The organism is Bosea sp. 124, from assembly GCF_003046175.1.
In the GTDB taxonomy this organism is placed as follows: domain Bacteria; phylum Pseudomonadota; class Alphaproteobacteria; order Rhizobiales; family Beijerinckiaceae; genus Allobosea.
Genome location: NZ_PZZM01000001.1, coordinates 4,068,072 through 4,080,974, shown reverse-complemented (window position 1 = coordinate 4,080,974; position 12,903 = coordinate 4,068,072). Strand labels below are relative to the sequence as shown.

The 12,903-nt window shown below is 67.2% G+C and carries 14 protein-coding genes; 11 read left to right on the top strand and 3 right to left on the bottom strand.

Annotated elements, in window-relative coordinates:
* Nucleotides 1–195 precede the first annotated feature (195 nt).
* The 3 genes from alaS (at nt 196) to C8D03_RS19360 (ending at nt 4,646) form a co-directional block, all read left to right on the top strand.
* Nucleotides 196–2,838: an alanine--tRNA ligase gene (alaS, locus tag C8D03_RS19370; RefSeq protein WP_108048803.1), complete on the top strand. Its 2,643-nt coding sequence runs from the start codon at nt 196–198 to the stop codon at nt 2,836–2,838.
* A gap of 6 nt (nt 2,839–2,844) precedes the next feature.
* The gene (locus C8D03_RS19365; RefSeq protein ID WP_108048800.1) at nt 2,845–4,008 is read left to right on the top strand and encodes a cyclic nucleotide-gated ion channel; all 1,164 of its coding nucleotides are present in this window, start codon (nt 2,845–2,847) and stop codon (nt 4,006–4,008) included.
* 143 nt (nt 4,009–4,151) lie between these two features.
* Nucleotides 4,152–4,646, top strand: a complete 495-nt coding sequence (locus C8D03_RS19360) for a hypothetical protein (protein ID WP_146170234.1) — start codon at nt 4,152–4,154, stop codon at nt 4,644–4,646.
* A gap of 17 nt (nt 4,647–4,663) precedes the next feature.
* On the opposite strand, the gene C8D03_RS19355 is transcribed toward C8D03_RS19360, so the two are convergent.
* Nucleotides 4,664–5,125 (bottom strand): GFA family protein, encoded by a 462-nt coding sequence (locus tag C8D03_RS19355; RefSeq protein WP_108048797.1) that lies wholly within the window; start codon nt 5,123–5,125, stop codon nt 4,664–4,666.
* A gap of 74 nt (nt 5,126–5,199) precedes the next feature.
* On the bottom strand, nt 5,200–6,414 hold the full coding sequence (locus C8D03_RS19350; RefSeq protein ID WP_108048795.1) for an NADP-dependent isocitrate dehydrogenase: 1,215 nt from the start codon (nt 6,412–6,414) through the stop codon (nt 5,200–5,202).
* Nucleotides 6,415–6,742: 328 nt separating this feature from the next.
* On the opposite strand from C8D03_RS19350, the gene C8D03_RS19345 reads away from it, so the two are divergent.
* From C8D03_RS19345 to C8D03_RS19330, 4 genes are all read left to right on the top strand, one after another.
* Nucleotides 6,743–7,480, top strand: coding sequence for a hypothetical protein (locus tag C8D03_RS19345; protein ID WP_146170233.1), 738 nt, complete (start codon nt 6,743–6,745; stop codon nt 7,478–7,480).
* A gap of 74 nt (nt 7,481–7,554) precedes the next feature.
* A complete protein-coding gene (locus C8D03_RS19340) occupies nt 7,555–8,289 on the top strand; it encodes an SDR family NAD(P)-dependent oxidoreductase (protein ID WP_108048790.1) in 735 nt (244 codons plus the stop codon).
* Nucleotides 8,290–8,397: 108 nt separating this feature from the next.
* On the top strand, nt 8,398–8,943 hold the full coding sequence (locus C8D03_RS19335) for a 2,4'-dihydroxyacetophenone dioxygenase family protein (RefSeq protein ID WP_108048788.1): 546 nt from the start codon (nt 8,398–8,400) through the stop codon (nt 8,941–8,943).
* Between the two features lie 8 nt (nt 8,944–8,951).
* Nucleotides 8,952–9,584, top strand: a complete 633-nt coding sequence (locus C8D03_RS19330) for a hypothetical protein (RefSeq protein WP_146170232.1) — start codon at nt 8,952–8,954, stop codon at nt 9,582–9,584.
* 2 nt (nt 9,585–9,586) lie between these two features.
* On the opposite strand, the gene C8D03_RS19325 is transcribed toward C8D03_RS19330, so the two are convergent.
* Nucleotides 9,587–9,994, bottom strand: coding sequence for a flagellar assembly protein FliX (locus C8D03_RS19325; protein ID WP_108048784.1), 408 nt, complete (start codon nt 9,992–9,994; stop codon nt 9,587–9,589).
* 256 nt (nt 9,995–10,250) lie between these two features.
* On the opposite strand from C8D03_RS19325, the gene C8D03_RS19320 reads away from it, so the two are divergent.
* The 4 genes from C8D03_RS19320 to C8D03_RS19305 all read left to right on the top strand — a co-directional run bounded on the left by C8D03_RS19320 (nt 10,251) and on the right by C8D03_RS19305 (nt 12,840).
* Nucleotides 10,251–11,354 carry a flagellar basal body P-ring protein FlgI gene (locus C8D03_RS19320; RefSeq protein ID WP_248308711.1) on the top strand — a complete coding sequence of 368 codons (1,104 nt, stop codon included), beginning with the start codon at nt 10,251–10,253 and terminating at the stop codon, nt 11,352–11,354.
* A complete protein-coding gene (locus C8D03_RS19315; protein ID WP_108048780.1) occupies nt 11,354–11,737 on the top strand; it encodes a rod-binding protein in 384 nt (127 codons plus the stop codon). Before C8D03_RS19320 ends, C8D03_RS19315 begins: the two co-directional genes overlap by 1 nt.
* Nucleotides 11,724–12,212 carry a hypothetical protein gene (locus C8D03_RS19310; protein ID WP_108048778.1) on the top strand — a complete coding sequence of 163 codons (489 nt, stop codon included), beginning with the start codon at nt 11,724–11,726 and terminating at the stop codon, nt 12,210–12,212. The genes C8D03_RS19315 and C8D03_RS19310 overlap by 14 nt, the downstream gene beginning before the upstream one ends.
* A 157-nt stretch (nt 12,213–12,369) precedes the next feature.
* Nucleotides 12,370–12,840, top strand: coding sequence for a hypothetical protein (locus tag C8D03_RS19305; RefSeq protein ID WP_108048776.1), 471 nt, complete (start codon nt 12,370–12,372; stop codon nt 12,838–12,840).
* The last annotated feature ends 63 nt before the right edge of the window (nt 12,841–12,903 follow it).

Here is a 12,903-nt window from a genome sequence, read left to right as displayed (position 1 = left end):
CCTGCCCCACCGCGATCGGCGGGACGAGACCATGCAAGGGCGGCTTCCGGGCCGCCCTTTTTGATGTTGGAGCAGGCCATTGGTGCGGGCTTTCTGGACAGGCGCTGGCGGCCTGACTAGAAGCGGTCTTTCCTGCCGGTTTAGCCGGCCTCCTGCCCAAGATTCCTCCTGTCCAAGACCAGAGCGCAAACAGCGATGAGCGGCGTCAACGAAATCCGGTCCACCTTCCTCGATTACTTCAAGGGCCAGGGCCATGAGGTGGTGCCGTCGAGCCCGCTCGTGCCGCGCAACGACCCGACGCTGATGTTCGCCAATTCGGGCATGGTGCAGTTCAAGAACGTCTTCACCGGGCAGGAGAAGCGCCCTTACGTGCGCGCCACCACGGCGCAGAAATGCGTCCGCGCAGGCGGCAAGCACAACGACCTCGACAATGTCGGCTACACCGCCCGCCACCACACCTTCTTCGAGATGCTGGGGAACTTCTCCTTCGGCGATTATTTCAAGGAACAGGCGATCACCCACGCCTGGACCCTGGTCACGCGCGAATTCGGCCTGCCCAAGGACAAGCTGACGGTTACGGTCTATTCCGAGGACGACGAGGCGCACGCCCTTTGGAAGAAGATCGCCGGCCTCTCCGACAGCAAGATCATCCGCATCCCGACCTCGGATAACTTCTGGCGCATGGGCGACACCGGCCCCTGCGGCCCCTGCTCCGAGATCTTCTACGATCATGGCGACCATATCCCCGGCGGCCCTCCGGGCTCCCCCGACGAGGATGGTGACCGCTTCATCGAGATCTGGAATCTCGTCTTCATGCAGTATGAGGAAGCGGCCGGCGGCATCAGGACGAACCTGCCGCGCCCCTCGATCGACACTGGCATGGGCCTCGAGCGCGTCGCCGCGGTGCTCCAGGGCACTCATGACAATTATGCGATCGACCTGTTCGCGGCGCTGATCGGCGCCATCGCCGAGATGACCTCGGTCGCCTCCGACGGGCCGATGAAGGCGAGCCACCGCGTCATCGCCGACCATCTGCGCTGCTCGGCCTTCCTTATCGCGGACGGCGTGCTGCCGTCCAACGAAGGACGCGGCTACGTGCTGCGCCGGATCATGCGCCGAGGCATGCGCCATGCCCAGTTGCTCGGCGCCAAAGACCCGCTGCTGCACCGGCTGGTGCCGGTGCTGACCCGCGAGATGGGCCGCGCCTATCCGGAACTGCTCCGCGCCGAGACCCTGATCACCGAGACGCTGCAGCTTGAGGAAACTCGCTTCCGCACCACGCTGGCACGCGGCCTGACACTGCTCGACGACGCGGCGAAGGACCTCGTCTCCGGCCAGAGCCTGAAGGGCGACGTCGCCTTCACCCTCTACGACACCTATGGCTTCCCGCTCGACCTGACCCAGGACGCGCTGCGCGCGCGCGGCGTCTCGGTCAATACCGAGGGCTTCGACGCGGCTATGCAGCAGCAGAAGGCCAAGGCCCGCGCTGCCTGGGCCGGCACCGGCGAGGCCGCGACCGAGAAGCTCTGGTTCCCGCTGCGCGACCGCCTCGGCGCCACCGAGTTTCTCGGCTACGACACCGAGACCGCCGAGGGCGTCGTCACGGCGCTGATCCGCGACAATGCCGAGGTCGAGAGCCTGAAGGCTGGCGAGAGCGGTCTCATGATCGTCAACCAGACGCCGTTCTATGGCGAGTCCGGCGGCCAGGTCGGGGATGCCGGCACGATCCGCGGTCCCGGCATGCTGGCCGAGATCGGCGACGTGCAGAAGAAGCTGGGCGACGTCTTCGCCCATTCCGTCACCGTCAAGGACGGCGAGCTGAAGCGCGGCCAGCCAGTCGAGCTACTGGTCGATCATGGCCGCCGCAGCGCGATCCGCGCCAACCATTCGGCGACGCATCTGTTGCATGAGGCGCTGCGCCTCGTTCTCGGCGACCATGTCGCGCAGAAGGGCTCGCTGGTCTCGCCCGACCGCCTGCGCTTCGATTTCTCGCATCCCAAGCCGATCTCCGATGAGGAGCTACGCGAGGTCGAGGAGATCGCCAACGCGATCGTGCTGAAGAACGAGCCGGTCGCGACCCGGCTGATGAGCGTCGACGAGGCGATCGCTTCGGGCGCCCGCGCCCTCTTCGGCGAGAAATACGGCGACGAGGTCCGCGTCGTCTCGATGGGCACGAACCCGGCCGGCCGCACCTTCTCGGTCGAGCTTTGCGGCGGCACCCATGCGACGCGCACGGGCGATATCGGCCTCGTCAGCGTCGTCGGCGAGAGCGCGGTCGCAGCCGGCGTGCGCCGTCTCGAGGCGATGACCGGCAACGGCGCCCGCCTGCGCCTCAACGCCGAATCGCGCCTGCTCGAGGGGCTCTCCGGCCTGCTCAAGGTCCCGCATGCGGAAGCCGGCAATCGCCTTGCGGCGCTGATCGAGGAGCGCCGCAAGCTGGACCGCGAGCTGACCGAGGCGCGCAAGAAGCTCGCCATGGGCGGCGGCGGTGCCGCCGAGGACCCGATCCGGGAAATCGCCGGTGCCAAGCTGCTGGCGCGCGCCATCAGCGGCGTCGAGATGAAGGACCTCAAGAGCCTGGCAGACGAAGCCAAGACCCGTGTCGGCTCCGGCGTCGTCGTCATCGTCGGCGTGTCGGAGGACGGCAAGGCCGGCGTCGTTGTCGGCGTCACCGAGGACATGACCGCGCGCTTCGACGCGGTCGCGCTGGTGCGCGCCGCCTCCGAGCAACTCGGCGGCAAGGGCGGCGGAGGGCGGCGCGACATGGCGCAGGCCGGCGGGCCCGATGGCACGAAGGCGCAGGAAGCGCTCGATGCCGTCGCCGCAGCGATGGGCTGACCCGACATGGCAGCCGCCTCCTCTCTCGCAGGATGGCGGCGCCAGCTTCACCTCTGGATCGACCATGGCGCCGGTGACGATGCGGTCGCGAGCTGGATTCATCGCGGCCTCGTCCTGCTGATCTGCGCCAATGTCGTCGCCATCGTGCTGGAATCGATTCCCCATCTGGGGCAGCGTTTCGGCCTGGCCTTCCAGGTATTGGAGGCCACATCGCTCGCCATCTTCACGCTGGAATATGCCGTCCGTCTCTGGGTCGCGCCCGAACATGCGCGCTATCGCTCGCTGGCGCCGGCCCGGGCCAGGATGGCCTATGCCATGTCGCTGCCGGCCATCGTCGATCTGCTGGCGACGCTGCCCCTGGCCTTCGCCTTTTTCGGGCTCGGCGAGCTCAAGGTGCTGCTGCTGCTGCGGTTGGTGCGCTTCTTCAAGCTCGGCCGCTACTCGCCGGGCATGGCATCGCTCGCCGCCGCGCTGACGGCCGAACGCAAGGCCCTCTTCGCCTGCTTCGTCGTGCTGATGGGCGTCATGCTGATGGCCGCCAGCGTGATGCATCTCGTCGAACACGAGGCCCAGCCCGAGAAGTTCGGCACGATCCCCGACGCGATGTGGTGGGCGATCATCACCCTGACCACGGTCGGCTACGGCGATGTCTTCCCGATCACTGCGCCCGGCAAGGCGGTTGCGGCGGTCACGGCCGTGCTCGGGCTGGTCATGCTGGCGCTGCCGGTCGGCATCGTCGCGACCGCCTTCGCGCAGGAAATCCATCGCCGTGAATTCGTCGTGACCTGGAGCATGATCGCGCGCGTGCCCCTGTTCGGCCAACTTGATGCTGTCGAGATTGCCGAGGTGATGCAGTTCCTGCGCGCCCGGACGGTGAGGAACGGTGTCGTGGTGACGCATGAGGGAGAGCCCTTGCAGGCGCTCTATTTCGTCGCCAGCGGCGAGGTCGAGATCTCGCTGCCGGAGGGGCGGACCAAACTGGACGAGGGGCATTTCTTCGGCGCCGTGACACTGGACGATGTCGCGATCGCGAGCCACTCGCCCGGCGTGAGCGCGGCCATTGCAACCGCTCCGACCAAGCTTCTCGTTCTCGACCAGATCGACTTCCGGGCGCTCACGGCACGCAGCCCCAGGCTCGCTGCCCATATCAGGGCGCTGGCGCGCGCATGAGGCAGGGTTCACTCATCGGATTGGCGCTGCTGCTCGCCCCTTTCCTCGCCACGCCCCCGGCGCAGGCCCAACCGAGGCCGCAGGGGCCGCCCCTGTCCTCTGGCCCAGCCATATCGGCCTCGCGAAGCGTCATGGCCGGCTCGATGCTGAGCGTCCTCGTCAGCCGGGCGCCAGCCGGTGCGAGGCTCGCCATCGCGCGCCCGGCCGATCCGTCGGCCTCGGCGATCGTCGTGGTCGAACTCGGCGGCAGGCCCTCGGCCAGCCTGCCCGTCCCCGGCGAGGCTGGCGGCTACGAACTGCGCCTGACCGGGGACCGGGACGGCGCGCCCGCCATCCTGCTGCGTCAGCCGGTCGCTACAACCCCTGCCGAAGCGACGCTGGCTGCGCCCGATCGCGTCGCGCGCGGCCGGGACTTCCCCGCCCGCGGCATCGGCCCCAATGGCATCCATGACCGCGTCGTTCTGGTCGAGCCCGACGCGCCGGCGGAGGCGCTCGAGCCATCCTTCTTCCCGGCCGAGAACGTCGAGGCGAGGCTGGAAGCGCCCGACAAGCCCGGTCGCTACGAACTGCGCTACCTCATGAACGCGCCCGTCTCGGGCCTGCGCATCCTCGCCCGTCGGCCGGTCACGGTGGAATAAAAGCGGAAGCCGCCGCCTCAATCTTCCCGATCAGGGTGTTGGCGCGAGCGGTAGCGCGGCATTTCATCGGCCGGGATGTCATCCTCCGTCCGCGTGCCCGAAAGCTGGCAGAGTTCGTCGAACCAGGGCATTCGGCCTTCGACGCCATAGGCAATGCCGGGCGGAAAGGCCGCCGGCTCGTCGAGGCTGCCCGCTGCGACCGACAGACCGGGCTTGCCACGATAGGAAAAGGTCAGCGGCGTGCCACAGGCCGGGCAGAAACCGCGCTCGGCGGCTTCCGACGATGCGAACACGCTGGGCTCGCCCTTCGTCCAGACGACATCCGCGATCGTCGAACTGGCAAAGGCGCCAAAATAGCCCCCGGTCGCCTTTTGGCACATCCGGCAAAAGCAGACTGAGATCTTGGAGGGCGGCCGCGTCAGGCAGTAGCGCACCGCCCCGAATTGGCAGCCTCCGGTGATGGGGCAATCCCGCGTCATGACCACTCCGACGAAAAAAGCCCGGCCAGACTGGCCGGGCTACGTATGCTGGACGAGCCTGCGGGACAGGTGCCTCAGGCGGCCATCGCCTTGCGCATGTTGTCGCTGACCTTCTCGAGGAAGCCGGTGGTCGAGAGCCACTTCTGCTCGGCTCCAACCAGAAGCGCGAGATCCTTGGTCATGTCACCGGCCTCGACCGTGTCGACCGTGACCTTCTCGAGCAGAGCCGCGAACTTGGCGAGCTCGGCATTGCCGTCGAGCTTGGCGCGATGCGACAGGCCGCGCGTCCAGGCGAAGATCGAGGCGATCGAGTTGGTCGAGGTCTCCTTGCCCTTCTGATGCTCGCGATAGTGGCGGGTCACGGTGCCATGAGCGGCCTCCGCCTCGACGGTCTTGCCGTCCGGCGTCATCAGCACGGAGGTCATCAGGCCGAGCGAGCCGAAACCCTGCGCCACGGTGTCGGACTGCACGTCGCCATCGTAGTTCTTGCAGGCCCAGACATAGCCGCCCGACCATTTCATCGCCGAGGCGACCATGTCGTCGATCAGGCGGTGCTCATAGGTGATGCCGAGCTTGTCGAATTCGGCCTTGAACTCCGCCTGGTAGATCTCCTCGAAGATGTCCTTGAAGCGCCCGTCATAGGTCTTCAGGATGGTGTTCTTGGTCGAGAGATAGACTGGGTACTTGCGGATCAGGCCATAGTTCAGCGAGGCGCGGGCGAAATCGCGGATCGACTCGTCGAGATTGTACATCGCCATGGCGACGCCGGCCTCGGGGGCCTTGAAGACCTCCTTCTCGATCACCGCCCCATCCTCGCCGACGAACTTGATCGAGAGCGTGCCCTTGCCGGGGAACTTGAAGTCGGTCGCGCGATACTGGTCGCCATAGGCATGGCGGCCGATCACGATCGGCTGGGTCCATCCCGGCACGAGGCGCGGCACGTTCTTGCAGATGATCGGCTCGCGGAAGATCACGCCGCCGAGGATGTTGCGGATCGTGCCATTGGGCGACTTCCACATCGATTTGAGGTTGAATTCCTTCACGCGGCCTTCGTCCGGCGTGATCGTCGCGCACTTCACCGCGACGCCATGCTTCTTGGTCGCGTTGGCGGCGTCGATCGTGACCTGATCGTCGGTCGCGTCACGGTTCTCGACCGAGAGGTCGTAATAGTCGAGCTCGAGGTCGAGATACGGGAAGATCAGCGTGTCCTTGATCTTCTGCCAGATGATGCGGGTCATCTCGTCGCCGTCCATGTCGACGACCGGGTTGGCGACCTTGATCTTGCTCATGTGAAAACGACCCCTGCTTCTGGCCAGATTGGAACGGCTCCGGCCTGCAGCGAGCGGCCGCAGGCGGTTGGGCGCTTCCTAGCGGGTTCCGGGCCATGAAGGAAGGGCGGCTTTTGGGCAACGGCTACACCTTATGCAGCAGCTCATGTTGCATTGCCGCAAAAACGTCGGCTTCGCGATTCAGTCTGCATCGCTCGCCACCGTCGCAACGGGGACGATCGCCTTGTCGCATTGTCATTCGCCCACGCCCGCCGGCCCGCTACGGCAGGCCTGCCTCATTCTGATGCTCGCCGCCGGGCCGTTGGCCGGCGCGCGTGCGGAGCAGGCCATGCCGGTCCCGCTCGACAGGCCGGGCCAGACGGTTTCCGACGACAGCGAGACCCGGCTTTTCGCACCGATCCCGCGATGGGAGGCGCCACCACCTCCTCCCGATCCCGTGCTGGCAACGCCGAGTTTCCTGGCCCCGACCCTGAACAAGCAGGACGCAGCGCGCGAACGGGCCAAGCGGAACGGTCTCGCCCGTCCGGAGATCGACGCCACGCCGATCCGCCGGGGGCTCGGCCCGGCTGCTTCGCCGCTGCCCTCCGCGACAGAACGCGCCGTCGGCATGAAGCTCGGCGCCGAACGCCTTTCCGTCTCGACCGCGATCATCAGCGGTCAGGGGAACTGGCAACGTAACGACACGCGCTTCGACTGGAACGTGGCCCGGGGCTGGGTGTCGGATGGCAACCTGCTCTGGAGCGCCGCCGCGGGCGGCAATCTGCAGGCCTCGGGCAGCGCCGAGCAGAATGCCCGGGCCGTACTGGGCTACCGGCTTCAGCCGCTCGACATCGTCACCTTGACGACGGAGATCGCGCTCGCAGGCAGCTACACCTTCGCGACCGAGAACGGGCTCGTCACCACCATGACCCCGCGCGTAAAGGTGATCGCCGATCTGACCCAGCCGCTTTCGATGCCCTGGCGCACCACGCTCGACCTCAATCTCGGCCGCGAGATGCCGCTGTCCGGCAACGCCTTCCAGACCAGCGCCTCGGCCCTGCTGCGGCTGGAACTGCCGACCCCCTGACGGCGCGGAGCTGTCACTCCCCGTGCGCGGCGACCTCTCTTCCCGTCGGGGCGGCGCGCCGGTAGTGTCGCGCCATGCAAGATGAATCCCCTCGCTTCGCCCTCGTCACCGGCGGTACTCGCGGCATCGGCCAGGGCGCCGCCCTCGCCTTGGCCACTGCCGGTTACGACGTCCTCGCCACCGGCCTGACGGTGGAGGAGGTCGCAGCCGCGCCGCCCCATCCCACGATCCGCCACGCGCAGCTCGATGTCACCAGGGACGATCAGGTTGCGGCCATCGTGGCGGCCTGCCCACGCCTCGACGCACTGGTCAACTGCGCCGGGATGATCCAGCGCGGCGGCAAGGAATTCGAGATCGACGCCTTCCGCCTGACGATCGAGGTCAATCTCAGCGGCACGATGCGCATGTGCCTCGCGGCCAGGGACAAACTTGCAGCCAGGGTGGACGGCAAAGCAGGCGGCGCGATCGTCAACATCGCCTCGATGCTGACCTTCCACGGCTCGGCCTTTGCTCCCGGCTATGCCGCCTCCAAGGGGGCGATCGGCCAGCTCACCAAATCGCTAGCTGCCGCCTGGGCTGCCGAGGGCATCCGCGTCAACGCCGTGGCGCCGGGCTGGATCGCGACCGAACTGACGAAGCCTCTCGTCGACGACGCCGCCCGCTCGGCGCCGATCCTGGCGCGCACGCCCATGGGTCGCTGGGGCGAGCCCGGCGATGTCGGCGGCGCGATCGCCTTCCTGCTCTCTGATGCGGCAGCCTTCATCACGGGCGCGATCTTGCCGGTGGACGGCGGCTATCTGGCCGTCTGAACACCGGCTCCGACGGCAAAAAAACGCAACCGGCGCAGGATGATGCCGGGCGATCCTGAATCAGCTCGGCAAGGGCCGGTTCACATGACACCGAACGGGAGAGACGCGATGAACAAGACCAGCCCCATCCCTGTCGCGGCGTCCGACGCCGAACGCTGGACGCCGTATCGCCATCCGCAACCGAAGGATTCGCCGCCGGAACTGATCGTCCCCAACGTCATCCCGACCGACGAGCGCATCTGGGTTCCGGTCGACGACAATGTCTGGTTCCGGCCGCTCTGCCTCAGCGTGACGCGTGGCTACTGGATGAACCTGTTGCGGGTACGCCGCTCCGGCGTGCTCTCGCGCCACCGCCACCCCCAGCCGGTCCATGGCTATGTGCTCAAGGGCCAGTGGCGCTATCTCGAACATGACTGGGTCGCGACGGAAGGGGCCTATGTCTACGAGGCGCCGGGAGAGACCCACACGCTGGTGGTCGACCCCGAAACCGAGGAGATGATCACGATGTTCCAGGTCAATGGCGCCATGATCTATGTCGATCCGGACGGCAAATGCCTCGGCTATGACGACGTTTTCACCCGGCTCGACAAATGCCGGGCGCATTATGCGACGAACGGCCTGGGTGCGGACTACGCCGACCAGTTCATTCGCTGAGGGCGCCGATGGGCCCGCAGCCTCGCCAAAGTGCCGCGACCGCCTTGACCCGACGGGCGGCGCTCGCCGGCGTGGCGTTGGGCTGGCTCGCGGACCCGGCCCATGCCGCAGATGTCGTCGATCGTCTCGGCATTCCAGGTCCGCTGGCCTTCGATGGCACAAGCTACGGGCTGGCCTGGAGCGCCCACCCCTCGCCGACCTATTTCAAGCAGGAGTATCTCCCTGCGGGACAGGTTTCCGCCAGCTATGACAGCATGCTGATCGTCGAGGTTCTCGACGGCGGCGCGAGCGTCCAGAGTGCGCTGGCCGCGCAGGTTCGTCTGCTCAACCAGCGCAAGGGCAAGGACCCGCTGGTCAAGCTGGACGTCATCCAGAACAGCCGGACCGGCGAGGCGCTGCTGGATTTCCTGATCAGCGCGCGCAACGCTAAGGGTGTCGAGATCGTGGAGTGGAACGCCTATCGCTATGTGCCGCGCAAGGCGGGTGATGGGCGCGAGGGCGTCATGCTCTTCGCTGTCAGCCGCCGCGCCTATGGCGACGACAAGATCCGCGGCTTCCTGACTGATCTGAAGACGAAGCGCCCCGCCGATATCAACCGGCTCGCCCGGCATGCGCTGCCGACGGCACGTATCGCACGCTGAGGCTAGCGCCCGAGCTTGGCCAGTTCGACGGCGGCGCGCAGCTCGATATGGGCCAGGACGTCGTCGAGGCGCGGATCGTCGGTGCTCTCGCGCCGCAGCGCCAGCATGTCCTTCAGGCGCTCGAGCTCGGACACCCTGACCGAGCCCGACAGCAGCGCCGCCTTCAGCCGGTCGAGCCCGTCGAGCAGGTCGTGCCCGCGCTTGGCCTGGCGCTTCTTGCGCTCATGCGGTTCTTCATAAGCCTGCACGGCCAGAAGCGTGTCGAGCGGGCCGGACGCGCTGACGCTGGCACTGCGCGTCGCTGCCGCGCCCTCCTTGGTCGGCAATGTGAACGCGGCGCCACCCGCGCGCCTTGCGGAACCTGCCGGGCCGGCGTTGGAGATGGGCGCGCGCTGGTCGATCCGGATCATGGTCGCCTCGCGAAATCGGTCATCGAACCCTCGCGCCAGCCTGGTTAACAGACGGTAAACCACCCGGCAGAAACTGCCGTCCCGGCATTATCCGCAGCCGGGCTTTTGTCGAGCACAACCTGCGCCCTATTTCCAAACATTTGATAAATCAGTGTTTTCAATTTCTCCCGGTCTGGCACGGGGATCGCAGGAGGATGTCCGATCGCTTTCTCCAGCCGGTGAGACCATGCTCCGCAAAGCCGCCCTGAAATCCCTGATGAAGCCGCTGGCTGCGCTGCTCGCGCTGGGCTTCGCCATGGCGGCCGGCCCGGCGCATGCCCTCTCCCGCATCAAGGATCTCGCATCCGTCGAGGGCGTGCGCTCGAACCAGATCCTCGGCTACGGCATCGTCGTCGGCCTCAACGGCACCGGCGACACGCTCAACAACGCCCCCTTCACCAAGCAGTCTTTGACCGCGATGCTGGAGCGGCTCGGCGTCAACACCCGCGGCGCCAACATGCGCACCGCCAATGTCGCCGCCGTCATGGTGACGGCCAACCTGCCGCCCTTCGCGACCCAGGGCACGCGGCTCGACGTCACGGTCTCCGCATTGGGAGACGCCAAATCGCTGCAGGGCGGCACGCTTCTGGTGACGCCGCTGCTCGGCGCCGATGGCGAGGTCTACGCCGTCTCGCAGGGCCCGGTCGCCATCGCCGGCTTCTCGGCCGAGGGCGATGCCAGCAAGATCACCCGCGGCGTCCCGACCGTCGGGCGCATCGCCAATGGCGGCCTCGTCGAGCGCGAGATCGAGTTCGCCCTGAACAAGCTGAAGACGCTACGGCTCGCCCTGCGCAATCCCGATTTCACGACCGCACGCCGCATGGCGGCCGCGATCAACGATTTCCTCGGCGGCGACGCAGCCGAGCCGACCGACCCCTCGACGGTCGTGCTGCAGATCCCGCCGCGCTTCCAGGGCAACATGATCCGCATGCTCACCGACATCGAGCAGCTCCGGATCGAGCCCGACCAGCTCGCCCGCATCGTCATCGACGAGCGCTCCGGCATCATCGTCATGGGCAAGGATGTGCGGGTGTCCACGGTCGCTGTCGCGCAGGGCAACCTCACCGTCACCATCACCGAGCAGCCGCAGGTCAGCCAGCCGAACGAGTTCTCCCGCGGCCAGACCGTGGTGACGCCCCGCACCAATGTGAAGGTCGACACCGAAGGCGGCAACAAGCTCGCCATGGTCAAGGAAAGCGTGACGCTGGCCGAACTCGTCGACGGATTGAACGCGCTCGGCATCGGCCCGCGCGACCTGATCTCCATTCTCCAGGCCATCAAGGCGTCCGGCGCCCTCCAGGCTGAAATCGAGGTGATGTGATGACTGCAGCCCTTGCTCTCCCCGCTGCGAAGCTGGCGCTCGGCGCCGCCGGCAGCATCGTCAATGGACTGGCCAATGCGCTCGACCCGGCCAAGGCCAAGGCCAAGAAGCAGGCCGATGATTTCGAGACCATGTTTCTCGAGCAGGTGACGCAGCAGATCATGGCTGCGCCGCAGGGCAGCGAGGGCCCGCTCGGCGAAAACGGCATCGGCGGCGACATCTACAAGTCGCAGCTCACCCAGCAATACGCCAAGCAGCTCCAGAAGGCCGGCGGCATCGGCCTGTCGGACCAGATCCTGCGCGACCTTCTGCGCGTGCAGGAGCAGTCGGGCGCGGCAAGCGGCACGGCACAGGCCGGCGGAGTCCAGAATGTCGGTTCCTAGGCGCGTTCTGGACGAGCGGCCGCGCATCGCCAGTGCGCTCGATGCCAGAGCCCTGATCGAGGGCGTGCTGGAAGCGCTGTCGGCGCTGTCGCATCTCGTCGGCGAGGAGACCGAGCTGGTGCGCGCCGGGCGCCTGCCCGAGGCAATGACCCGGGAGCCGCGCAAGACGGAGCTCGCCGGCATCTATATGCGTGGCGTCGAGCAGGTGAAGCTCAATGCCGTTGCGCTCGCCCGTTTCGTCCCCGAGCAGGTGCAGCGCCTGAAGGCGGCCCATCTCTCCTTCCAGACGCTGATCGAGACCAACCAGATCGTGCTGGCGACCGCCCGCGCGGTCTCGGAGTCGATCGTGCGGGAGCTCGCCGCCGACGCCAACCGCCCGTCCCGCGCGGCAGGATACGGCCCGGCCGCGACCGTCGGGGCCGGTGCCTTCAGCCGGCCCAACTCGGGGCCGCTGATGGTCTCCCGCCGCCTCTGAGCGTCGCGGGGCGATCCGTCAATATTGAGCTAATTCCCTTACGTCACATTCAATCTTCTCTGCCAGCGTGGTCATGTTCGGATAGGTCCGCCCTGTCCGGCGCGAACGGCAAGCAGTGGCGCCACGTCGCTGTGCCCGACTCCAGAAGGAGTGGACCATGGATTTTGGCAACGCGCCCAGGACCACGCCTGTCGGAGGCCCTCCCCCCGTCGCGAGAGCCGACGTCGTCGCGACGCAAGGCAGCGTCGCCGTCGAGCTCGCCCCCGAAAAGACGGTTCAGTCGGCGCAGGCCGGCGACGCAGTGAGGGTGGATATCCGTGCTCAGGACCGCGATGCGCGCGCTCGCGACGCCCAGAACCGCGCCAGCTTCGAACGCCGCACCACGGAAAACCAGCAGCAGCAGCGCCAGGCCGACCAGGACCTGGACGAGGTCGTCGAGCGCCGGCTCGTGATCGAGCCGCGCACGCGCGCCATCGTGCTGCAGAAGAAGGACAGCCAAACAGGCGAGACGATCTCGCAATTGCCCGACGAGACGCTCCTGAAGCTGCGCATCTATTCGCGCGAGCTGACCGAGCGCGCCAGGGAGGCCGATGAGGCCAGGCAGCATTATGTCGAGCGGACGGCCTGAGCGCCTCCCCTCCTCCGATCGCGCCATCTCCGCAAACCGTCGAACCGCCCGCATCGCGCGGGC